The following is a 23291-nucleotide window of genomic DNA, read 5'->3' as shown; positions in this document are numbered from 1 at the left end:
CTTGTTTAGTGATTACCGCTGGAGCCTCGTAAGCGTTTAGGTACACACCATGTCCTGACTTAGCGGGGCTGGGTAGATGATCTGGACGGACGCATACCTATTTATAAAGTTAATAGGATCTGCGCCGACAGATGGATCAAAACGACGCGCACCCAGCCATAGCGCTTCCTGCACCGACGTCGTCAACCCCACTGAATCCCGAGAGAAAGGAACGTTCTCGCCGACAAAAACCCAATTACCCCGATCTGGGGCCTTGAGATGTGGATGAATATTCTTGCCCCTGCCGTGTACCTGACCGACCGCCTGCGCTTTCCCGCCAAGTTCGCGCTGCTTGCCATCATCGTTTTGCTCCCCTTGGCACTTTTGGGCGCGCGCCTGTTGCATCAGCTCAACGCCAGCATCGATAACATCCATTCCGAGCAAGTCGGTCAGCGCTATCTGATGGACGTTACCCCCGTACTGCGACTGTCGATGCTGCAACGGGCATTGACCAACCGCCTGCTCAGCGGGGATCCAACGGCCCAACCTGACCTCGCGGCCAACCAGGCCAAACTGCAGGAAGCCTTCACCAAACTGGAAACCACCAACCGCCAGTTCACCGTCGAGCTGGAAACAGGCGACCGCGTGCAGCGCCTGCGTTCCGGGGCCGACGGGCTGATCAACCAGACCCGTGCGGGCGCCGATCAGGCGAGCATGTTTCATCAATGGAGCGACCAGCTCACCCAGACGCTGAATTTCATCTACTTCGTCTCCGCCACCTCCGGGATGGTGCTCGACGAAGACTACGCCTCGCTGTTCCTGATCGATCAAAGCACCCTGCGTCTGCCGCGTCAGATCAACATCGTCGGCCACTTGCGCGGCCTGGCCAGCGGTCTGCATGAAGGCCAGCCGTTGACAGACGCCACCCGTGGCATGCTCAGCTCGCTGCTCAAGCAAGAAACCCAGATTCGCCAGGAATTGCTGCAGAGCCTCAGCCTGTTGCGTCGTCAGGAACCGGCGCTCACGGATCGCATCCAGTCCCCTGTGATCAGCGGGCTTTCGAGCCTGGATAGCTTTCGCAGTGACCTGGAAAACTTGATTGCCTCACCGCAAAACACCATCACCGGCATGCAGGGGGTGCCGGCAAAAGGCAACGCCGTGGTCGCCGAGCTGTACAAGGCGCAGGACGCTTTGCAGGCGGCACTGTCTGCGGTGCTGGAGCAACGGGTTCAGGACAAGTCGGCTGAACGCACCGCCATGCTGGCCATGTTCGTCATCGCCGGCCTGCTGCTGATCTATGCCTTCAGCGGGATCTACAGCGCCATGCGCCAAGCCATGGAAGCCATGTTGGGCGCCACGCGTCGCATCGCCCAAGGCGATCTCACGGCACGTGTCAACGTGACGGGCAAAGACGAAATGGCCGACATCGGCACCGGCTTGAATCACATGGTCCAGGCCTTCGGTGAGTCCCTCGCTCAGGTCGAGCGCAGTTCGCGCTCGGTGTCCGACGCGTCGGCTCGCCTGAGTGCGTCCATCGACCGCGCCAAAATGTCGATGAACGCCCAGCAGGGGGAAACTGAACAGGTCGCCACGGCGATCAACGAAATGACCGCCAGTGTCGCCGACGTCGCCCAGAACACCGAAGGCGCGGCGCGTGCAGCGGAACAGGCCAGCCAGGCATCGGGCAAAGGCCTGGACGTCATGCAGCAGACCCGCCAGACCATCGAGGCGCTGGCCGGCGAAGTCGACCTCAGCGCGCAAAAGGTCGCGGCGCTCGCGCTGCACAGTCAGGAAATCGGCGGGGTCATTGAAGTGATCCGCAACATCGCCGACCAGACCAACCTGCTCGCCCTTAATGCCGCCATCGAAGCCGCCCGCGCCGGCGAGCAAGGCCGTGGCTTTGCCGTGGTCGCGGATGAAGTGAGAACCCTGGCTTCACGCACGCAGAACTCCACCGCAGAAATCCAGCGGATCATCCAGCAATTGCAAATGGCGACCACCGCTGCCGTAGAGCAGATGAAAGCAGGCAAGGACCGGGCGCAGGATTGCCTGACGTCAGCCGATCAGACGTCTTCAAGCCTGAACGCGATCAACGAAGGCGTGGAGTCGATCGTCGGCATGAACACCCAGGTTGCCAGCGCTGCCGTTCAGCAGCACGCCGTGTCCGAGGACATCAACCGCAACGTCACCGGGATCCGCAACGGCACCTTCATGTTGATGGAAGGCATCGAGGACAACGCGGTAACGGCGGACGAACTGTCGCTGCTGGCCGGCGAACTGCGCACCGTGGTCGGTCGCTTCAAACTTTGAGGACCGGGCGCGCAGCACAAAACGCGGCGCGCCATTCAGCCAACGCTCAAGGCACCTGAGCCCCCGCCACCGCCACGTACACCGAGTACAACGACGTGTTCGCGGTGATGAACAGGCGGTTACGGCGCGGGCCGCCGAAGGTCAGGTTGGCGACCTTCTCCGGCAGGCGAATCTTGCCCAGCAAGGTGCCATCGGCGGCGAAGCACTGAACGCCGTCGCCGGCACTGGTCCAGACATTGCCCTGCACATCGACGCGCATGCCGTCCGGTACGCCCGGTTCAATCACCGCGAACACCCGCCACTGCCCCAGTTCGCGGCCATTGATCACCTCGAACGCGCGGATGTGATGGGGCCCGTCGGGGTCGTGGGAGCGCCCGGAATCGGCGATGTACAGGGTCTGCCCGTCCGGGGAGAACGCCAGGCCGTTGGGCTGCACGAAATCGTTGGCCATGCAGGCGATCTCGCCGCTGTCCGGGTCGATGCGGTAGACGTGGCGGCCCGGCTGCTCTTCTTCGGCCTGATAGCCTTCGTAATCAGTGAGAATGCCGTAGCTGGGGTCGGTGAACCACACCGCGCCATCGCGGTGCACCACCACATCATTCGGCGAGTTCAGGCGTTTACCTTCGAACCGCTCGGCCAGCACGGTGATCGAACCGTCCGGTTCGGTGCGGGTGACGCTGCGCGTGCCGTGCTCGCAGGTGATCAGCCGGCCCAGCAGGTCGCGGGTGTTGCCGTTGGCGAAATTCGACGGGGTGCGGAACGTGGACACGCCCTGCTCCGGCGTCCAGCGCAACATGCGCTGGTTGGGGATGTCGCTCCACAGCAGATAGCCGCCGTCGTTGAACCACACCGGCCCTTCGGCCCAGCGGCACTGGTCGTACAGGCGCTCAAGCTGGGTGTTGGGCAGGATCAGGCGGTGGAAACGCTTGTCATGGCATTCGTAGAGTTCGTCGGACACAGGGTCGATCCTTAATTCAGGCGCGGGCATTTTTGCGTCCGCTGACAGCGGTAATCACCGCAATGATGATCAGCCCGGTGAGGATCAGCCGCACCCCGGCACTGGCGCCGAAGGTGTTGAGCATGCTCACCAGCAGGTACAGAAACAGCGACGCGCCCCAGATACCCGGCACGTTGGAGAACCCGCCCGCCACCGAGGTGCCGCCGATCACCACGACGGCGATGGAGGCCACCAGGTATTCCTCGCCCATGCCCAGCGACGCACCACCGGAAAACCCGGCCAGGGTCAGGCCGCAGAGGCTGCCGAACACGGCGCAGAGCACGTAGGTGGCGAAGCGCATCCGACCGACCCGAATACCGGCCAGTTCGGCGGCGCGGGCGTTCTGCCCGATGGCCAGCACCGAGCGACCGTAGCGGGTGCGGGTCAGCACGTAACCCATGAGCACCGCCACAGCGATCACCACGATGGCAAGGTAAGGCACGCCAAACACGCGGCCGGTGGCGAAGGTGTAGAAACTGTCCGGCGGCGGCACCCGCACGCTGCGGCCATAGGCGATGGCCAGAGATTGCAGGATGAAACTCGCCGACAGGGTCGCGATGATCGGAGGAATGCGCAGCAGGCGGATCAGCGCGAAATTGCCGCAGCCCACCAGCACGCCGATGCCCAGCACGCCGATCACGCCCAGCCAGATGTTCGCGTCCTGGCCGTCCATCAGCTTCATGCCCAGCGCGCCGCTGAGGGCGATGTTGGCCGGGATCGACAGATCGATGTTGCCAGGCCCGGTGCTGATGACGAACATCTGGCCGATGCCGACAATCGCGAAGAAGGTCGAGAACGCCAGCGCGCCGGACAGCAGCGCGCCTGCACCCTGCCCGCCGGTGAACACCAGCGTCGCCGCCCAGATCAATAACGCGGCAAGGAATGACCACAGCCATGGCTTGCCGCGCAGCGCTGCAACAGTTGACGTGCTCATAGCGGGCGTACCTCCAGACGATTGACCGCCGCACGCAGCGCCAGCACGAAAATCAGAATCGCGCCCTGGGCGCCGATCTGCCAGTCAGGCGAGATGCGGATGAACGACAGCAACGAACCGGCCAGCACCAGGGTCAGCGCGCCGAGCACCGCGCCCATGGGCGACACGCGCCCGCCGACGAATTCGCCGCCGCCGAGAATCACCCCGGCGATGGACAGCAGGGTGTAACGCAGCGCCACGTTGGCGTCGGCCGACGTGGTCAGACCCACCAGAAACAGCCCCGACAACACGCCGAAGCCCCCAGCCATGGCGTACATCGCCACCTTGATACGCAGCAGCGACCAGCCGGCCTTGGCGATCGCCAGCGGATTGCCGCCGGCGCCGCGCAGCACCACGCCGACGGTGGAGCGCATCAGGAAAAAATGCATCGCCAGCCCGAGTACGATGCACACGATGATCGCCAGCGGAATCAGCGGCGGCTTGATTCGCACCAGGGTTTGCAGCCACTGCGGCGCCGTCCCGCCGGGCGACGGCAACAGCAGAATCGCGCCGCCGACCCAGATGAACGACATGCCCAGGGTGACGACAATCGACGGCAGGTTGCGGCTATGGATCAGCGCGCCGAGCAAGGCATACACACCCACGCACCCGGCCAGCGCCAGCCAGCCGAGAAACGGGTGCTGATCGAGTAGCGTCACCGCCACGCAGGCGACGAAGCTGATGAAACTGCCCATGGACAGATCGAGGTCGTTGACGCTGATGATCAGCATCTGCGCGATGGTCGCCAGGGCAATCGGTACCGCCAGGTTGAGCATCAGGTGCAGGCCCATGTAGCTCATGGCCCTGGGTTGCATGATGAAGATGGTCGCCAGCAAGACCACCAGCGACACCGCCGGCAAGGCGGCGCGGAGCATGCGGGCACGGCGCGCGGCGTTGTTGCGCGTCGCGACAGGTGCGCGGGCAACAGAATTCAACGGGGCATTCATGGGGTTTCCTCGGCGAAGGAGCTGCGCAAGATGCGCTCCTCGCTCAATTCACTGCGCGGCATGTCGAGCACGGTCTGGCCGTCGCGGAACACATACACGTGATCGCAATAGGTCAGCTCTTCCAGTTCGGTGGTGTACCAGATGAACGTGCGGCCGCGGGCGGCCTCCTCCATCAGAATCGAATACACCTCGCGCTTGGTGCCGACATCGACGCCGCGCATGGGGTCGTCCATCAGGATGATCTGGCTGTCGGAGGCCAGCGCCCGGGCAAACAACGCTTTTTGCTGGTTGCCGCCGGACAGCGACAGGATCGGGTTGCGCATGTCAGGGGTGCGGATGCTCATGCGCTTCATCCAGTCGTCGGCCATGGCCTGCTCGGCGTCGGGGTCCAGCAGCAGGCCGCGCTTGAGCTGGTTGAGCGAGCCGATGGTGATGTTTTCGCCAATGGACCACAGCGCAAACACGCCGTCGGTCTGGCGGTCGCCGGCGACGAAACTGGCGCCGGTGCCGTGCTTGACGCAGTCGCGCAGCACCTGGGTCAGTAACTGGCTCTGGCCGTGGCCGGCCAGCCCGGACAGCCCGACGATCTCGCCGGTAAACGCCTGCACCGTGCGGCCATCCGCCTGTCGCGCCGGACGCTGTTGCACGCGCGGGCTGCCGTGCTCACGTCGAGAGGCGTAATCCTGTGTCGCCTGCTGCTGTTCACGTGCAGTGCCGCCCATGACTTCCACCAGCGAATCGTGGGTGAAGGCCTGCGCCGCGCGGGTTTCAACGATTCTGCCGTCACGCATCACCGCAATGCGGTCACAGGCGCCGAGCATTTCGCCGAGGATGTGGCTGATCAGCACGATGCTGCCGCCGCCCTCGACGAACCGCCGCACGTGACGCAACAGCTGCTCGGCAACCCGCGCGTCGAGGGATGAAGTGGGTTCGTCGAGGATGATTAGATCAAGGCGCTCATCGACGTTGATGAACGCCCGGGCGATTTCCACCATCTGCCGCTTGCCGATGGACAGGTCAGCGACGATGTCATCGGCTTCGATGCCGTGGCCGGGGAAAATCTGCTCCAGCATCGCTTCGATCAGCGCACCGGCCCGACGCCGCCAGCCGAAGCCGCGCAGGGCCGGTGACATCAGTCGGGTGTTCTCTGCCACGTTGAGGTTCGGGCACAGCGACAGCTCCTGAAACACGCAGCGAATGCCGTGCTGCCGCGCCACTTGCACCGAATAGCCTTCGCGCAGGTCGCGGCCTTCGATCAGCAGCTGCCCGCAATCGGCGGCCAGGGTGCCGGCGAGCACTTGCATCAGGGTCGATTTGCCCGCGCCGTTGTGGCCGATCAAGCCCAGGCACTCGCCGGCGCGCACGCTCAGGTCGACATCACACAGGGCACGTACGGCGCCGAACGATTTGCCGGCGCCGGCGAAGGCCACCCGCACAGGTCCATTTGCGTTCATGGTCAGAATTCCTTTGCGGGCCGCAGGCAGCGCGGCCCGCGGTGCTCAAATGGAAAAGCTCACAGGGAAGCGGCGGGCTTCAGCTTGGCGACGTCGTCGACGCTGTAGGTCTCGCTGACGATCCCGCCCTTGGGCAGGTCCTTCAGGCTGGCGTCGAGGGTCTGCTGGGTGACGGTGACCGCTGGCGACAACAGGTCATGGGGCATTTTTTTGCCGTCGAGCAACTGCTGCGCGACATAGAACGCCAGGCTGGAAATGCTCGGTCCGCTGCTGATCGAAAAGCTTTGATAGCCCTGGGTGTCGCTTTGCTTTTTCCACCAGCTCAGCTCTTCTTCGCGGTTGCCGAAGATGATCGCCGGCAACGGGCGGCCTGCCGCGACAAAGGCCTGGGCAATGCCGACGCCTTCGCCGCCCTGGGTCACCACGGCGTCGACTTTCGGCAAGCTGGGGAGCACGCCGGAAACGGCTTTCTGCGCCACGGTCGGTGACCAGTTGCCGTTCACTTCTCCGATCACTTTCAGGTTCGGGTGTTTCTGCGCGCCGGCGGTGATGCCGGAGTGAATGCGCTCGTCCACCGACACGCCGGCCAGACCACGCACTTCCAGGACGTTGCCGCCCTGGGGGAAGCGCTCGGACAGGTAATCCATCTGCTCGATGCCGGTCTGTTTGAAGTCCATGGAGATGCGGTAGGCGCACGGCTCGGAGACGGTACCGTCGAAGGAGACGACGATGATGCCGGCGTCGCAGGCCTGTTTCACCGCGCCGTTGAGCGCTGTCGGCGACGAGGCATTGATGACGATGGCGTCATAGCCCTGCAGGATCAGGTTCTGGATTTGCGCGGCCTGCTCGGTGGCCTGGTTTTCCGCCGTGGTGAAGCTGTCGGCCGACGCGATCAGGCCATCCTTGACGGCTTTGTCAGTGGTCTGCTGCCAGCTGGCGAGCATCAGTTGGCGCCAGGAATTGCCGGCGTAATTGTTGGAGAGCGCGATCTTCTTGTCGGCAGTATCGGCGTGGGCAGCGACGGGCAGAGCCATCAGGGGCGCCACGGCCAGTGCAGCGCAGAGCAACGAACGGCGTAGCGGATGACGACGACTTTTCATAGTTGAACCCTTGTTATTTTTATGGGGGCTGCAGGGTGGCCGACGGCGTCGGTCGCACCTTATTACGAACAGTACGCGGCGAGTCTGCACTGGCCGGCGCGGAGCGTCAGTGGTCAATCGTGCAGACCTGATGCGGGATCCCGCAACCGACCTGCAGGATCCTGCGTTCTTTTTGCGGTGCAGGGGCCATAATGACTCGACCGCTCCGTGCTCTATCTTAAAAAGTGTTCGATTCCAAAAATAAAAACAGGTTGGAGCCCATGGCACAGCGACCGCACACCCTTGCCGAAGACGTGCTGCATCATTTTCTGGGTATTTCCCGGGCCCTCGCCGGCCAGCTGGATTTCCAGTCGATGATCGACGCCGTCTCCCGGGAAATCAGCCCGATCCTGCCCCACGACCACCTCGACGTGTGCCTGTTCATTCTCGACGGCCGCGAGCACATCACCTACGAAAGCGGCGTCCACACATTGTGGGGCGATGTCGCCCAGCCGATGCCGGTGCATACCAGCCCAATTCGAGCGGTGCTGTTGGGCGAGCAGGCGTTTCTGCTGACCCACGACGCCATGAACGACGCACGTTTCGCCTTCCCCGGCGCCGCCAACCACCCTATTTTCGACGCCCGCCTGCGCAGTCGCCTGCACGTGCCCTTACGCGCGCGGGGCGAAATCATCGGCGCCCTGAGCTGCTCGAAACACACCGAGCATTTCTACACCCTGGATGACGTGCGCCACACCCAGCACGTCGCCGATCTGCTGGCTTCCTACGTGTATGCCCTGCGCCAGACCGAACAGGCCAAACAACTGGCCATCGCCGAAGCACAAGTGCGTGCCCGAGAAGAAGGCCTGCGCCAGGGCGCGCTGCGCCTGACCGAGGAACTGGAGCGTGAACGTCAGCGGGTCGGCATGGACTTGCACGACCAGACCCTCGCCGACATGACCCGCCTGCACCGGCGCATCGCCCGCCTGCAAACCCTGCCCAGCGTGCCGGGCGAGGACTTGCGCGGCATCGCCTGCTCGCTCAAGGACAGCATGCAGGAGCTGCGGCAACTGATCGATGCGGTCAAGCCGACGGTGCTGCAGTTGTTCGGCTTCGAAGAAGGCGTTGAAGACCTGTTGCGGCGCAGCGTACGCGACAGCGGCCTGAGCATCGAAACGCGTCTGCAGGACAGCACCGACGGCATGGGCGATCGCTTGCCGGAGTCGGTGAAGGTCGCGGTGTTCCGCATCATTCAGGAAGCGGTGAACAACGCGATCAAGCACGCCATGCCCGACAGCATCGTCATCCACATCAGCCACGAACGCGGGCTTTTGCAGCTGACGATTGACGATGACGGCGTTGGGCTGGACCTGGGGCATCGGTTCAACAGCGGCGGCATTCAGAACATGCAGGTGCGCGCGCAACTGATGGCGGCGCAGTTGTATATCGAGCGCGGGCCCCACGAGCGAGGCACGCGGGTCAGGGTCTGCCTGCCGCTGGCTGCTCTCGCCCTTGTTGATGAGACGGCGGCTGTTTCTGGGCCAGCGCTTTTAACGGAGACGCCATGCAAGTCCTGCTGATTGAAGACGACCCGGTGCACCGGGCGTTCCTGCGCGAAGTGATCGAAGTGGCCCTGCCGGAATGCACGCGTTTGCTGGAGGCCGAAGACGGCCAGATCGGCGAGCAAATGTTCAGCCAGAGCCCCGTGGATGCCGTGGTGATGGACCTGCAGATGCCATGCCGCACCGGCGTGGAAGCTGCCAAAACCATTTGGCGACAGCAGCCGGACACGTCGATTCTGTTCTGGTCGAATTACTCGGATGAGGCCTATGTGCGGGGCATCGCGCGCATCGTGCCCCAGGGGGCGGCCTACGGTTACATCCTCAAGACCGCGTCGGAAGAGCGCCTGCGTCTGGCATTGCGGGGGCTGTTCATCGAGCAGCAGTGCGTGATCGACCGCGAGATTCGCGGCGTGCAGCTCAAGGCCCACGATCAGTTGTCCGGGCTGAGTGATGGCGAATACGAAGTGCTGCAGGACATCGCCCTCGGCCTGACCGACCGCACCATCGCCACCCGCCGCAACCTGTCGCTGCGCAGCGTGCAGAACCGGCTGCAACAGCTTTACGAAAAGCTCGGCGTCTACCAACCGGACGAAGCCGGCGACCGCAGCACTGCCTTCAACCTCCGCGCCCGCGCCGTGAACGTCGCCCTGCTCCGCCGCCTGCTCAACCGCACGGCGCTGGAACAGGCCGAAGCCGAACTGCAACTGTGGCTGAAAAACCCGGCGCGGCATCTGTTTAGGGGAGACTGAGAGAAGATCAAGAGCGTCGGCCTAAGGGCCTCTGGTTTCGCCTTCGGCGACTTACTTTTGAAAAGCACCAAAAGTAAGCAAAAGTGCCTGCTCCTGGTTTGGCCCGACTTCGTCGGGTTCCTTCACTCCGGTCCCGCTCCGTGGGCCCGCGCCGAACGGACATCCATGTCCTGACGGCGCTCTCGCCGCATCCATGCGGCTCGACCCACTCCACGAGACCTCCGTTCAGCCTGCACCAACGTCGCGTTTTGCGGTGACTGGACTTTTTGTGTACGAAGATCAAAAGCAGATCACAAGCAGATGGTGATCGTTCCCACGCTCTGCGTGGGAATGCCGACCCGGACGCTCCGCGTCCTGCATTCCAAACATCACCACCTCTGCCCCTCAGATGACGCGGAGCGTCGTGGGCTGCATACCCACGCAGAGCGTGGGCACGATCATTCAAGCTCGCTCCCACAGGGAAGGGGTGCTATCAGCAAAAATGTCGGCGCCTGAGCTGGCCTCTTCCCGGCTAAAGCCGGTCCCACTAAAAAGCAACGCGTGCAGTCAGTGGGACTGACTCTGACTGTAGGACCGGCTTTAGCCGGGAAGCTTTTGATCTGCTTTTGATCTTCGTACACAAAAGGTCCAGTCACCGCCAATCGCGACTTGGGTGCAGGCTGAACGCAGGTCTCGTGGAGTGGGCCGAGCGGCATGGATGCCGCGAGAGCCGCCCCCCGCCATGGATGGCGGATGGCGGCGGGCCCACGGAGCGAGACCGGAGTGAGGGTATTCCGACGTAGGAGGAACCAAGCCAGGAGCAAGCACCCTTGGTTACTTGGGGTGCTTTTCCAAGTAACTCGCCGAAGGCGAAACAGTCTGCCCCCAGGCAGACGCTCTTCCCGGCTAAAGCCGGTCCTACTAACTGCGTGCGGTGTCGCAATGGGGAACGCCGCACCATCCGCGCTTGTCGATTAAAGCGAGACCGCGAAGCGTCGCTCAATCGAACGATGTCACTCAGGAGCATTGCCTATGTGCAGGAACCACACGCGTAACCCCATCCTCTGCCTCATTCCCCCGTATCTGCTGGACCAAATTGCGCGCAACGGCAACAAGGCCCAGCGTGAAGCGGCGCTGCGCACGCGGGCCAAAGACAACACCTTCCGCTCCCTGCGCCTCAGCGCGCAACCCGATCGGCGCCTCGTTCACCTGGCCGCTGCAACACCCACCGGCAAACGCCGTTCCATCTACACCGCCGACGGCGGTGAAACCCTGCCCGGCACGCTCGTACGTGGCGAAGGCCAGCCAGTCAGCGGTGATGTGGCCGTCGACGAAGCCTACGACGGCCTGGGCGCCACCTTCGATTTCTTCTTCGACGTGTTCGACCGCAACTCCATCGACGACGCCGGCATGGCCCTCGACGCCACCGTGCACTTCGGCAAGGGCTACAACAACGCCTTCTGGAACTCCGCGCAGATGGTCTTCGGCGACGGCGATCAGTCGCTGTTCAATCGCTTCACCATCGCACTGGACGTGATCGGCCACGAACTGGCCCACGGCGTCACCGAAGACGAAGCCGGCCTCGTCTACTTCAACCAGGCCGGCGCGCTGAACGAATCGATGTCTGACGTGTTCGGTTCGCTGATCAAGCAGTACGCCCTGAAAGAAACCGCCGAGCAGGCCAGCTGGCTGATCGGCGAAGGCCTGTTCACCGACAAGATCACCGGCAGCGCCCTGCGCTCGATGAAAGCTCCCGGCACCGCTTTTGATGACACAGTGCTGGGCAAGGATCCGCAGCCCGGTCACATGGACGACTTCGTCCACACCTACGATGACAACGGCGGCGTGCACATCAATTCGGGCATTCCCAACCATGCGTTTTATCACGTGGCGACGCGCATCGGCGGTCATGCCTGGGACAAGGCCGGGCGCATCTGGTACGACGCGCTGCGCGACTCACGCCTGCGCCCCAATGCCGGCTTCGTGCGGTTTGCGCGGATCACCCACGACGTCGCCGGCCGGCTGTACGGTGTAGGCGAAGCAGCACAAATCGCGGTAAAAGAAGGTTGGGCGGCCGTGGGCATTAACGCGCAATGATCCGCCATGACGAGGAACCACCACCATGCGTATCTCATTCAGCGAAAGCGGCGGGGTCGCCTATTTTCCCGGGCTGAACAGGCCCAACACCATTGAGGTGGACGCCCTGCCCGAACCTGACCAGCAAGAGCTGCGGCAACTGGTCGACGCGTCCGAGTTCTTCGCGTTGCCGGAAGGTCGGCACCCGGCCCGTGCGCTGCGCGGCATGCAGCATTACACGCTGACCATCAGCGAAGGCGACCGGGAGCGCACGGTCTGCGTCCCCGCTCCGGTGGAATCCGGTCCGTTGCAGGGCCTGATGCAGTGCGTCCGGCGCCACGTATCGAGCTAGCCCATGACCGCGCGCCGGGCAAACCGCTATGCTCGGCGCCATCACTCCCTGCCCTTCAGGAATCCCGTGCCCAACCTTCGCTCATTTCTCCTCCGTCGGTCCACGCTACTAACCGGCATTGCCTGCGCGTCACAGGGTACGGATCGATGATGCCCGTCCGCCGCCTGTGCCTGGTCCTCGGCGACCAGTTGTCCTTCGACCTGGCCTCCCTCGCCGAACTCGACCCCGAGCGCGACGCCGTGCTGATGGTCGAGGTCATGGAAGAAGCCACCCATGTCGCCCATCACCCGCAGAAAATCGCCCTGATCTTCAGCGCCATGCGCCATTTCGCCCAGGCGCTGCAGGAGCGCGGCATCATCGTCCAGTACGTAACGCTGGACGATCCGCTGAACACCGGCTCGGTGCCTGCTGAATTGCAGCGCTGGCACGCGTCGTTGAAGGCCGAAGAAGTCCACGCCACCGAGTGCGGCGACTGGCGTCTGGAGCATTCGGTCCGGGAATGCGGCCTGCCGCTGGTCTGGCACAGCGACACGCGCTTTCTGTGTTCCCGCGAAGCGTTCGCCACGTGGGCCAGCGGCAAGGTGCAGCTGCGCATGGAATTCTTCTACCGCGAGATGCGCCGCAAGCAGCGCCTGCTGCTCAACAGCGACGGCACACCGGTGGGCGGTGCCTGGAATTTCGACGCGGAAAACCGCAAGGCGCTGCCGAAGAAGGTCTCGGCGCCCTACCCCGCACGCTTCGCCCCGGACGCCATGACCCGCGACGTGCTGGAGCTGGTGCGTGATCGGTTCTCAGGTCATTACGGCTCCCTCGATGACTTCGACTACCCGGTGACCCACGCCGACGCCCAGGCCCTGTGGCAGTACTTTCTCGATTACGGACTGGCCGCCTTCGGCGACTACCAGGACGCCATGGCCATCGACGAGCCCTACCTCTTCCATGCCCGCATCAGCGCGGCGTTGAACATTGGCCTGCTCGACCTGCGCCAACTGTGCAGCGACGTCGAGTCGGCCTACTGGTCGGGGGGCATTGCGCTGAACGCCGCCGAGGGGTTCATCCGCCAACTGATCGGCTGGCGGGAGTACGTGCGCGGCGTTTACTGGCTGAAGATGCCGGATTACGCCGACGGCAACTTCTTCGGCAACACCCGCGCGCTGCCAGAGTTCTACTGGACCGGGCAGACCAAGATGAACTGCATGGGCCAGGCCATCGGTCAGAGCCTTGAACACGCTTACGCCCATCACATTCAGCGGCTGATGGTCACCGGCAACTTCGCCCTGCTGGCCGGCATCGCGCCCAGGCAGATCTGCGAATGGTACCTGGCGATCTACATGGACGCCTTCGACTGGGTCGAGCTGCCCAACACCCTGGGCATGGTCATGCACGCCGATGGCGGCTACCTCGGTTCCAAGCCCTATTGCGCCAGCGGCCAGTACATCAAGCGCATGTCCGACTACTGCGGCAGCTGCGCCTACAAGGTCAAGGAAAGCACGACGGAGGACGCCTGCCCGTTCAACTCGCTGTACTGGCATTTCGTGATGCGCCACAGCAACCTGCTACGGGGCAATCAACGGATGGGCATGGTCTACAAGAACCTTGACCGTATGACCGAAGCGAAACAGGACGCCCTGTGGCAAAGGGGCGAGTCGCTGCTGGGCAAACTCGACGCCGGGGAGGCGATTTGAAGAAGAGCGAGCTGCCGGTGAAGACCTGCGCCGTGTGCGGGCTGCCGTTCACCTGGCGAGAGAAATGGGCGCGTTGCTGGGATGAGGTGCGTTACTGCTCGGAGCGTTGCCGGCGGGGCAAGCACTCCGGATCGTGAAAGGGGGGCGCAGTCAAATGTGGCGGGCGCGCAGGTCGCCTGCCCGGTTGGATCAATAAACCTGAGCGCGACTGGCTCTGCCGATCAGCCTGATCAATAACTGCTGCTTGGGGCCTGCCGTGGTCTCTCGTGCCACCTTGATCAAATATTCCTGGGGAACGAGCCCGCCCGCTTCGGCCAGGGCTTCATAAATGGCAAACAGCCGCGAATCAATCGTCGTCTCCTCGGCGCATTCGATCAGATAGGCGATTCCGGGATTGGCTTGTTCGTTCATAAGTGGATCTCCATGCATGGCAGTTACTTCAAGGGAGAGGCACGCACGGCGGGAGTTCCCATTTTCTGGACAGGGCTCACCTGAACGGTGGCACCCAACTGCCGGCAGTCCTGAATGTCAGTTTTCGCTTGCCAAAACCCGGTTGCGCCCTTAAACAGAGCATGCCGTTTCAGCACCCGCGACGACTTGCCGCGCCCTTTCTGCCCGTTGCGTCCTCGCAACCCGGCGTCGCGACAGGCTTGCCGAAGCGCCCAGACACCTGCAATTCATGGAGACGCCAGGTAAACCCGATGACAGGAAATACGTCAGACACGCTCCCCCGCACCCGTCGGGCACCCAAGGGTGAAAAGCGCCGCGAAGAACTACTCGACGCCGCGCTGCAGCTGTTTTCGCTGGAGGGCTACACCGGCGCTTCCATCGCCCGCATCGCCGACATCGTCGGTATCTCGGTGGCGGGTGTGCTGCATCACTTCCCGAACAAGGTCGCCTTGCTGATGGGCGTGCTCGCGCGTCGCGACGAGGTCAATCACAAGGTGGTGAGCAGCTTGCACAGCGAGCCGACGCTGCAGGGCTTCGTCAGCGGCCTGCGGCAGATCAACCGTTCCAACGCGACGGCGCCCGGCGTGATCCGCGCGTTCAGCATGCTCAACGCTGAAAGCCTGGTGGACAGTCATCCGGGGTGGGAGTGGTTTCAGTCCCGCTACGTGACGATTCACGGGCGCATGCGGGCACGGCTCGACCATCTGGTGGCCACCGGCGAAGTGCGTGGGGATGTGGATTTGGACGCGATCATTCACCAGATACTGGCGATGATGGACGGGCTGCAGCTGCAATGGCTGCGCTTCCCGGAGACGGTGGACCTGGTGCAGCGTTTCGACAGTTACATGGCCCAGGTCGAGCGCGATATCCGCGCCTGAAACGCATTGAGGCGATCCGGGCTGGCCGGATCGCCTCAATGCTTTGTCACTCGGGTTCAGGCCTCAGCCAGCGCCGGGATCAGTTCCCGACGCCGGCCCACTGCTCAGCCCTCTCCCGCTTCAATCACTCAGTACTCGGTGTTGCCGTCGTAGTCCGTGTTGCCATTGGCTGCGTCGGTGTCTTCGGTCTGATCAAGCACACCGCCGGTCTTCACCGCTGGCAGGGTCACTTTGACCGAGTTCAGCGCCGAACGTGGCAGCGGGTTGCTGGTGGTGGTCGACAGTTCCTGACGGAACGAGTTGACCAGCTTGGCATTCAGACGGATGTCGTCCGAGGCCGCGCCCAGGCTGATGTTGAAGGTGTCGGCATCAATCACCCACTGCTTGCTCGCCTCGTCGAAGTACGCCAGCGAACGATCGTTGAGTTCGATGGTGACGTGACGGGTTTCGCCTGGCTGCAGGAAGACCTTCTTGTAGCCTTTCAGCTCTTTGACGGCGCGCTCGACTTTCGGGTTCTGCTGGCCGACGTACAGCTCGGCGACTTCGGAACCGGCACGCTTGCCGCTGTTGGTCAGGTCGAATGAGACCTTGATCGGCGTGTTGCCCACTGCAACGCCCGGGGTGACCGAGATGTTGTTGTAGGTGAACTGGGTGTACGACAGGCCGTGACCGAACGCGAACAGCGGTTTGGTGTTGGTCTTGTCGTAGCCACGGTAGCCGAGCATGGTCAGGTCGTGGGCGTAAGTGATTTCTTTCAGCGTGCGGGTGTTGTCGAAGTTCGGGAAATCCTTGTACAGCGGATTGTCTTCGATGTTGCGCTCGATACTGATCGGCAGCTTGCCCGACGGGTTGACCTTGCCGAACAGGATCTCGGCCAGGGCCTGACCACCGTTCTGACCCGGGTAGAAGGCGTGCAGCGCAGCCGGAACCTGGTCGATCCAGTCGCTCATTTTCAGCGCGGTACCGCCGTGCATGGTCACTACGGTGTTGGGATTGGCCTTGGCGATGTTCTGGATCAGCTCGTTCTGGTACTCAGGCAGATCGAAGCTGTGGTCGAAACCTTCACCTTCGTATTCAGCGCTGTTACCCACGGCAACCACGACCGCGTCGTATTGCGACAGGTCAGAAGGTGCGGTCAGCGAAGCGGTCGACATCTGCACGCCCACCAGGCCGCCCATGGTCGACAGGTAACCGTCACGGCGCGAGTACTCAAGCTTCACGTCGTAGGCCTTGCCGGCTTCCAGCTTGATCTTGCCGGAAACAGGGATGGTCGGCGGAATGCTTTTGTTGGTGATGTTCTCACCGTCGCCGTTGTCGATGACCTTCTCGCCGTTCACCCACAGACGCACTGCGCCGTCGGCACGCACTTTGAAGACCTGGTCGCCGCTGATGGTCGGGGTGACCTGACCGCTCCAGCGAATGGAAGTGTTGGCGGTGTCACCGTTGCTCGGCACGGTGTCGGTGGACCAGTCCAGATTGACGTAGGTGTCGATCTGGGTGGCCGACGGGTCGCCGGACCAGGTGGCGTTGTTGAAGTACTCGGTCTTCATGCCAGCGACAGCGTTGCCTTTGCTGTCGGTGGTGGTCCAGTGCATGGCCGTTGGATCGAGGGACAGGGTGTCGAGGAACTCGACCTGGGCGCCCGGGGCGATCTGACGCAGACCGCTCAGCTCGCTGATGTAACGGGTGGCGTCAACGTGGGCACTGCCGAAACCGGTCGGCGGCGCGTACTTGGCCAGGTCGCCAACGACGGCGATGCGCTTGACCTTGTTCTTGTCCAGTGGCAGCACGTCGCCCTGGTTTTTCAGCAGCACGATGCCTTCGCGAGCGATGTTCAGAGCGACCTTGTTGCTGGTGGCGCTGTTCATGTTGTGCGTGGTCAGGGGTGCGAACTTGTCGAACTGGTACAGGTAGACGTTCTTCAGGATGCGGCGGACCTTGTCGTCGATGGTCGCCATGTCCAGCTCGCCGCTGTCCAGATACGGCTTGAGCACCGAACTGTTCATCTGGCCGCCCATCATGTCCAGGTCGGTGCCGGCCTGTGCCGCTGGCAGACCGTGAACCACGGCGTTGTAGTCGCTCTGCACCAGGCCCTTGAAGCCCCATTCCTTCTTCAGGATGTCGGCGATCAGGTGCTTGTTCTCACAGGCGTACTCGCCGTTCACTTTCTGGAACGAGCACATCATCATCGCCACGGTGCTGTTCTTGGTGGCGGATTCGAACGGCGGCAGGGTCATCTCGCGCAGGACGCGCTCAGGCATGACCTGATTGAGGATGAAGCGGTTGGTTTCCTGGTCGTTACCGGCGTAGTGCTTGGCTTCCGCCCAGACGCGACGCTGCTGGATACCGTTGATCACCGCAGGGCCCAGGCTGGCGCCGAGGAACGGGTCTTCGCCGGAGAGGTATTCGAAGGCACGACCGCTCCATGGCATGCGGTACAGGTTCATGCCTGGGCCGGTGACGAACTGGTAGCCGCCGCTGGCGGTGTCGTAGCCCAGGGCGCGGCCGAAATCGATGGCGCGGCGCGGGTTGAAGGTGGAAGCCAGGTTCGGGCCGGACGGATAGACCACGCCCGGATCGTTGCCTTCGCTGGTGTAACGGATGCCTGCGCCGCCGTCAGCGCCGTGGATCTGTGGTACGCCATACTGGGTGAGCGGCTTGACGTCCCAACCACCGATGCCGCCGATGTAGGCCAGCTTTTCTTCCTGAGTCATCTTCGCCAGGGTTTTTTCTGCCGCTTTGTCAGCGCGCAGTTCCTTGGCCGCCAGTTGCTCTTGGGTCGTGGTGTCGGCTGCGTTGGCGTGGCAGATGGCCAGGCTCAACAAAGCCAGTGCCGAGTGGGCACCAAAAGATGTACGGTTTCGCATAGGGGACGCTCTCCAAGTATCACCCGCGCTCATTTGTCGCAGTTGACACGCCACAAGCCTTTGTTTCAGGCAATACGCTGCCTATACCGAAGTTTCTCGAAAAAACATCGGCAAACGGAAAGTGGCGTTACAACAGGACGATGAGTAGGGGCGATATGATCTTCTTTAACTAACGTTAATGGCGATGAGCCAACGAACTGCACGAGCATTGCCCGAGACGTTTAAATTAAGGCAATTGTTTTCAATTGATGTCAAACAAAAAAATCAATCTCGAACAAACTCGACATTTTTTGATACATCATCTGAACTCTTGCTAAACCTACAGGTCTGTAGGTTTAGCAATTTTCACCGTTCGACGCCTGAAACCCCGTAAACACTGGGTTTAACCCCGATACGAGCGGTGAGCCCGCGCTGCACGCCAGCGTTGCGATCATTTCAAACACCTGAAAAACATTGGAGAAACATCACATGAAACTGCCAGTACTGGGCGCCATCGCCGCACTGACCCTGTCGTTTGCAACTGCAACCATGGCCGCTGATTCCGATACTCAGGAAAACGTTTCCGGCGCAGCAGATTCTACTGTCATGACCCAGACACAAGATGCAAAAGCCGTGAAGAAAGCCACCAAACAGAATCAGGCTGATGAAAACAAGCGGGGGCGTCCGACCGCTAACACGTCGTCTGCGACAAACTAACGCATACGTTTAGTTGCTGCTTTATTACCGCTGTTTTATTCATCACCACGAGGTCTCGTCAGAGGCCTCACTTATTTGAATCCCCGCTGTGTCCATAAAACTGTCACCGATCAATAGCCAACAACTGACCGCGCACTCGGCCGAAGCGCTGTGTGCCTGGCTGTTGGCCAATGCCGGGCTCAAGACAGGCGATCTGGAACGGGCACAGCGACTGGCCCAGGAATCCGAAGGCAGTTCGCTGACGGAATTGCTGACCCGTCTGGGGCTGGTCTCGGAACTGGACCTGGCCCGGGCGTGGGCCTCGACGCTGCAGGCGCCGCTGCTGCTGGCGGAAAACGTGACGCTGTCCGGCGAGCCTTTGCCGGAATTGAGCGAACGCTTCCTGCGCCACTATCGCCTGCTGCCCATCGGCGCCCATGCCGATGGCGTGCATGTGCTGGCCGCCAACCCGGGCAATGCCTACGGGCTGGACGCCGTGGCCTACGCCTGCCAGGCGCCGGTGTACGTGTCAGTGGGTGCTGGCAGTGAGGTCGACGGGCTGATCGAGCGTTATTACGGCCAGGGCCGTTCGGCCATGGGCTCGCTGATCGAGACCCTCGACGAGCACGGCGGCGCCGAAGAAGACATCGAGCACCTCAAGGACCTCGCGTCCGAGGCGCCGGTGATCCGGCTGGTCAACCTGATCCTGCAGCGGGCCGTCGAGCAACGCGCCTCCGACATTCATATAGAGCCGTTCGAGAGCCAGCTGAAAGTGCGCTATCGCATCGACGGCGTGCTTCACGAAGCCGAGGCACCACCGTCCAGTTCGTCAGCAGCGATCATTTCGCGACTGAAGATCATGGCCCGACTGGACATCGCCGAGCGTCGCCTGCCCCAGGACGGCCGCATCATGCTGCGCATTCAGGGTAAAGAGCTGGACCTGCGGGTGAGTACGGTGCCCACCAGTTTCGGTGAATCGGTGGTGATGCGTCTGCTGGATCGGCAGACCGTCAGTTTCGACTTCCCCAGCCTGGGCATGGACGGCGAGCGCCTGCAGAACTTCCTCGACGTGCTGGAAAATCCCCACGGCATTCTGCTGGTTACCGGTCCCACCGGTTCCGGCAAAACCACCACGCTGTACACCGCGTTGTCACGGCTCAACACCGCCGAGCGCAAGATCATCACCGTTGAAGATCCGGTCGAGTATCAGCTTGAGGGCATCAACCAGATTCAGGTCAAGCCGGCCATTGGCCTGGACTTCGCCGGCGCCCTGCGCTCCATCGTCCGGCAAGACCCAGACGTGATCATGATCGGCGAGATGCGCGACCTCGAAACCTGCCGCATCGCCATTCAATCGTCCCTGACCGGGCACCTGGTGCTCTCGACCCTGCACACCAACAGTGCCGCCGCGAGTATCACGCGGTTGCTGGACATGGGTGTTGAAAGCTACCTGATCGCCTCCACCGTCAAAGGCATTCTGGCCCAGCGGCTGGTGCGCAGGCTCGATCCGCTCACGCGCGTCGCCTTCGAAGCGCCGCCGGAACTGGTCGCCGAGCACGGTCTGGATCGCTTCACCGATCAGCGCCCGATCATGCTGTACCGCCCCGCCAGCGAATTGCCTGGCGGCGGTTATTACGGCCGCAGCGCCATCACCGAATTGCTGGTCATGAATGAAGAACTGCGCGGCCTGCTGATGCGTCAGGCCGACGCCTCGACACTTGAGCAAGCGGCGCGCCGTGGTGGCCTGCGCACGCTGTATGAAGAAGGCCTGCGTCAGGCCGTGGACGGCGTGACCTCCCTTGAAGAGGTGCTGCGCGTCACGCGTGGCGACTGACCATGGCCCACTTCAAATACCGCGCACTGGATGCCGACGGCGTCGCCCAACACGGCACCCTCGAAGCGGCCGATCAGAACGCCGCGACATCGGCCCTGCACAAACGCGGCCTGTTGCTGCTCAGCCTTGAGGCCAGCACCAACAGCGGTCTGCGCGCGGCCATGCGCCGGGGTGCGATGAACGGCGCGGCGCTGGTGAGCTTCACCCAGCAACTGGCGACCCTGCTCGGTGCCGGCCAGCCACTCGAGCGCGCCCTGACCATCCTCCTCAAGCAGACCCACGAGCCCAAGCGCCAGGCGCTGCTCGAACGGATTCGCGAACAGGTCAAGGCCGGCAAACCGTTGAGCCAGGCGCTGGAAGAAGAGCACGGCCAGTTTTCCAGCCTGTACATCAGCATGGTCCGTGCAGGCGAAGCCGGCGGGTCCCTGGAAAACACCCTGCGTCAGCTCAGCGAGTACCTGGAGCGCAGTCAGATGCTGCGCGGCGAAGTGATCAATGCGCTGATCTACCCGATCTTTCTGGTGGTCGGCGTGCTGGGTTCGCTGGCCCTGCTGCTGGCCTACGTGGTGCCGCAGTTCGTGCCGATCTTTCGTGATCTGGGCGTGCCGATCCCGTTCATCACCCAGGCGATTCTGTGGCTGGGGGAATTTCTCAGCGCCTACGGATTGCTGTTGCTTGGCGCCATCGTCGGGCTGATCTGGACCGTCGCGGTGCTGCGCCGCGATCCCCAGCGACGTCAGCGTCACGACCGGCGCCTGCTCTTTATTAAAGTCATCGGCCCGCTGTTGCAGCGGATCGAAGCCGCGCGTCTGGCGCGAACCCTCGGCACGCTGCTGAGCAACGGCGTCGCGCTGTTGCAGGCGATGACCATTGTCCGTCAGGTGTGCGGCAACTACGCCCTGCGCGCGCAGGTCGAGCAGGCCACGGAGTGGGTCAAGGGTGGTGGCACGCTGGCCCAGGCGTTCGGCGAGCAGCCGCTGCTGCCGGAACTGGCCCTGCAGATGATCGAAGTCGGCGAACAGGCCGGCAACCTGGACGGCATGCTGCTCAAGGTCGCCGACGTGTTCGACGTCGAAGCCAAGCGCGGTATCGACCGTCTGCTCGCCGCGCTGGTGCCCAGCCTGACCGTCGTCATGGCCGTCATGGTCGCGGTGATCATGCTCGCCATCATGCTGCCGCTGATGAGCCTTACCAGTAACATTTGAGGAAATACACATGTCCCGATTCAACGCTGCCCAAGGCCGTCGCCAGGGCGGTTTCACCCTGCTGGAAATGCTCGCCGTGATCGTGCTGCTGGGCATTGTCGCCACCATCGTCGTGCGTCAGGTCGGCGGCAACGTCGACAAGGGCAAATACGGCGCAGGCAAGGCGCAACTCGCCAGCCTCGGCATGAAGGTCGAAAGCTACGGCCTGGACGTCGGTACGCCGCCGGCCAATCTGCAGCAGCTGGTGACCAAGCCGGCCAACGCTACCGGTTGGGCCGGCCCGTACGCCAAGCCTTCGGACCTCAAAGACCCGTTCGGCCACGCGTTCGGCTACCGCTACCCGGGCGAGCACGGCAGCTTTGACCTGATCTTCTTTGGTCAGGACGGCCAGCCTGGCGGTGACGGCTACAAGGCTGACATCGGTAACTGGGAATAACATGCGCGCCCTGCCCCGCGCCCGCGGCTTCACCCTGTTCGAATTGCTGGTGGTGATCGTTCTGATCGGCATCAGCGTCGGCCTGGTGAGCTTCGGCGTGGGGCGGGGTTTGCACGCGGCCAGTGAGCGCCGGGCGTTGAGCGAAGTGGTGCAATCGCTGCGGGCGGCGCGGGTGCAGGCGATCGTCACCGGGCAACCGGCGCAGACGCGCTTTGATCTTCGCAACGGTCGGCTTCAGGGCCCGCACCTGAAGCCGGTGCAATTGCCCACCGACATGCGCGTGCAATTGCAGACCGCCGACGGCCTGGGCCCGGCGTTCGAGTTCTATCCCGACGGCGGTTCCAGCGGCGGCCATCTGCTGCTGGCCCGGGGCGACAAACACTGGCGCGTCGACATCAACTGGCTGACCGGCAACGTTCAGTTGCGCACGCTCAATTGAGGCGTCAGCGCGGTTTCACATTATTGGAAATGCTCGCCGCCCTGGCTGTGCTGGCGGTGTGCAGCAGCGTGCTGGTGGTGGCGTTCGGGCAGAGCGCGCGGGCCTTGCAGCAGGCGCAACGCAGTGACCGGCTGAGTCTGGCCGCGCGTTCGCTGATGGATGAGGCCAGCGCCGGTCGCTTGCAGCCGGGTCGGACCGAAGGTCGCTGGAGCGGCGTGAACTGGCAGATGGATGTCAGCGCGCTGCCCCGGGGCAACAGCCCGGCGACGGCGTGGCGGCTGGACCTTGAGGTGAGCGACGGAGCGCGCCGCGCCCATTACAGCAGCCTGCAAGTGCGCAGCTCAGACTCGGGTGCCGCTCGATGA

21 protein-coding genes and 1 pseudogene are annotated in these 23291 nt (G+C 63.0%); 15 read left to right on the top strand and 7 right to left on the bottom strand.

What is annotated here, in order from left to right; translation table 11 throughout:
• Positions 1–258: 258 nt before the first annotated feature.
• Both L4G42_RS26200 and L4G42_RS26195 read left to right on the top strand, forming a co-directional pair.
• Positions 259–1425 (top strand): annotated as a pseudogene (locus tag L4G42_RS26200) (HAMP domain-containing protein); the annotation flags it as partial.
• Complete coding sequence (locus L4G42_RS26195; protein WP_419789336.1) at positions 1426–2289, top strand: methyl-accepting chemotaxis protein; 864 nt, start codon at positions 1426–1428, stop codon at positions 2287–2289.
• 46 nt (positions 2290–2335) lie between these two features.
• Here the strand turns inward: L4G42_RS26195 and L4G42_RS04210 are convergent, their stop codons facing one another.
• Genes L4G42_RS04210 through L4G42_RS04190 form a run of 5 tightly spaced genes read right to left on the bottom strand, consistent with a single transcriptional unit; the run spans position 2336 to position 7760 of the window.
• Positions 2336–3277, bottom strand: a complete 942-nt coding sequence (locus L4G42_RS04210) for an SMP-30/gluconolactonase/LRE family protein (protein WP_272905091.1) — start codon at positions 3275–3277, stop codon at positions 2336–2338.
• Positions 3264–4220 (bottom strand): ABC transporter permease, encoded by a 957-nt coding sequence (locus L4G42_RS04205; RefSeq protein ID WP_237252661.1) that lies wholly within the window; start codon positions 4218–4220, stop codon positions 3264–3266. The genes L4G42_RS04210 and L4G42_RS04205 overlap by 14 nt, the downstream gene beginning before the upstream one ends.
• Entirely contained in the window at positions 4217–5206 is a 990-nt protein-coding gene (locus tag L4G42_RS04200) for an ABC transporter permease (RefSeq protein ID WP_237252659.1), read from the bottom strand. The genes L4G42_RS04205 and L4G42_RS04200 overlap by 4 nt, the downstream gene beginning before the upstream one ends.
• The gene (locus tag L4G42_RS04195) at positions 5203–6660 is read right to left on the bottom strand and encodes a sugar ABC transporter ATP-binding protein (RefSeq protein WP_237259551.1); all 1458 of its coding nucleotides are present in this window, start codon (positions 6658–6660) and stop codon (positions 5203–5205) included. Before L4G42_RS04195 ends, L4G42_RS04200 begins: the two co-directional genes overlap by 4 nt.
• A 59-nt stretch (positions 6661–6719) precedes the next feature.
• Positions 6720–7760 (bottom strand): ABC transporter substrate-binding protein, encoded by a 1041-nt coding sequence (locus tag L4G42_RS04190; RefSeq protein ID WP_237252656.1) that lies wholly within the window; start codon positions 7758–7760, stop codon positions 6720–6722.
• Between the two features lie 260 nt (positions 7761–8020).
• Between L4G42_RS04190 and L4G42_RS04185 the strand changes: the two genes are divergently transcribed.
• The 6 genes from L4G42_RS04185 (at position 8021) to L4G42_RS04160 (ending at position 14279) form a co-directional block, all read left to right on the top strand.
• Positions 8021–9319 (top strand): GAF domain-containing sensor histidine kinase, encoded by a 1299-nt coding sequence (locus tag L4G42_RS04185; RefSeq protein WP_237252654.1) that lies wholly within the window; start codon positions 8021–8023, stop codon positions 9317–9319.
• Positions 9304–10050 (top strand): response regulator transcription factor, encoded by a 747-nt coding sequence (locus L4G42_RS04180; protein ID WP_237252652.1) that lies wholly within the window; start codon positions 9304–9306, stop codon positions 10048–10050. Before L4G42_RS04185 ends, L4G42_RS04180 begins: the two co-directional genes overlap by 16 nt.
• A gap of 1011 nt (positions 10051–11061) precedes the next feature.
• Positions 11062–12126 (top strand): M4 family metallopeptidase, encoded by a 1065-nt coding sequence (locus L4G42_RS04175; RefSeq protein ID WP_237252650.1) that lies wholly within the window; start codon positions 11062–11064, stop codon positions 12124–12126.
• Between the two features lie 25 nt (positions 12127–12151).
• On the top strand, positions 12152–12457 hold the full coding sequence (locus L4G42_RS04170) for a protealysin inhibitor emfourin (protein WP_237252648.1): 306 nt from the start codon (positions 12152–12154) through the stop codon (positions 12455–12457).
• Positions 12458–12603: 146 nt separating this feature from the next.
• Positions 12604–14142 carry a cryptochrome/photolyase family protein gene (locus tag L4G42_RS04165; RefSeq protein ID WP_237252646.1) on the top strand — a complete coding sequence of 513 codons (1539 nt, stop codon included), beginning with the start codon at positions 12604–12606 and terminating at the stop codon, positions 14140–14142.
• Positions 14139–14279 (top strand): DUF2256 domain-containing protein, encoded by a 141-nt coding sequence (locus tag L4G42_RS04160; protein ID WP_237259552.1) that lies wholly within the window; start codon positions 14139–14141, stop codon positions 14277–14279. The genes L4G42_RS04165 and L4G42_RS04160 overlap by 4 nt, the downstream gene beginning before the upstream one ends.
• A gap of 52 nt (positions 14280–14331) precedes the next feature.
• On the opposite strand, the gene L4G42_RS04155 is transcribed toward L4G42_RS04160, so the two are convergent.
• The gene (locus tag L4G42_RS04155) at positions 14332–14553 is read right to left on the bottom strand and encodes a hypothetical protein (RefSeq protein ID WP_237252642.1); all 222 of its coding nucleotides are present in this window, start codon (positions 14551–14553) and stop codon (positions 14332–14334) included.
• A gap of 290 nt (positions 14554–14843) precedes the next feature.
• Here L4G42_RS04155 and L4G42_RS04150 point away from each other — a divergent pair, with 290 nt between their 5' ends.
• Complete coding sequence (locus L4G42_RS04150) at positions 14844–15470, top strand: TetR/AcrR family transcriptional regulator (RefSeq protein WP_237252640.1); 627 nt, start codon at positions 14844–14846, stop codon at positions 15468–15470.
• Between the two features lie 128 nt (positions 15471–15598).
• Here L4G42_RS04150 and L4G42_RS04145 read toward each other — a convergent pair whose 3' ends face one another.
• A complete protein-coding gene (locus L4G42_RS04145) occupies positions 15599–18370 on the bottom strand; it encodes a beta-glucosidase (protein ID WP_419789330.1) in 2772 nt (923 codons plus the stop codon).
• A 435-nt stretch (positions 18371–18805) separates the two neighbouring features.
• On the opposite strand from L4G42_RS04145, the gene L4G42_RS04140 reads away from it, so the two are divergent.
• The 6 genes from L4G42_RS04140 (at position 18806) to L4G42_RS04115 (ending at position 23291) form a co-directional block, all read left to right on the top strand.
• Positions 18806–19033: a hypothetical protein gene (locus L4G42_RS04140; RefSeq protein WP_237252637.1), complete on the top strand. Its 228-nt coding sequence runs from the start codon at positions 18806–18808 to the stop codon at positions 19031–19033.
• 94 nt (positions 19034–19127) lie between these two features.
• On the top strand, positions 19128–20846 hold the full coding sequence (gspE, locus tag L4G42_RS04135; protein WP_237252721.1) for a type II secretion system ATPase GspE: 1719 nt from the start codon (positions 19128–19130) through the stop codon (positions 20844–20846).
• Between the two features lie 2 nt (positions 20847–20848).
• Positions 20849–22051, top strand: coding sequence for a type II secretion system inner membrane protein GspF (gene gspF, locus L4G42_RS04130; RefSeq protein WP_237252634.1), 1203 nt, complete (start codon positions 20849–20851; stop codon positions 22049–22051).
• Between the two features lie 10 nt (positions 22052–22061).
• Entirely contained in the window at positions 22062–22487 is a 426-nt protein-coding gene (gspG, locus tag L4G42_RS04125; RefSeq protein WP_065989019.1) for a type II secretion system major pseudopilin GspG, read from the top strand.
• 1 nt (position 22488) lies between these two features.
• Positions 22489–22926, top strand: a complete 438-nt coding sequence (locus tag L4G42_RS04120; protein ID WP_133770114.1) for a GspH/FimT family pseudopilin — start codon at positions 22489–22491, stop codon at positions 22924–22926.
• A complete protein-coding gene (locus L4G42_RS04115; protein WP_272903933.1) occupies positions 22923–23291 on the top strand; it encodes a type II secretion system protein in 369 nt (122 codons plus the stop codon). The genes L4G42_RS04120 and L4G42_RS04115 overlap by 4 nt, the downstream gene beginning before the upstream one ends.

Origin of the sequence: Pseudomonas petrae, from assembly GCF_021728295.1 — a bacterium.
Classification (GTDB): domain Bacteria; phylum Pseudomonadota; class Gammaproteobacteria; order Pseudomonadales; family Pseudomonadaceae; genus Aquipseudomonas; species Aquipseudomonas petrae.
Note: the sequence above shows the minus strand (reverse complement) of the source record. Positions and strands in the feature narration are given on the sequence as shown.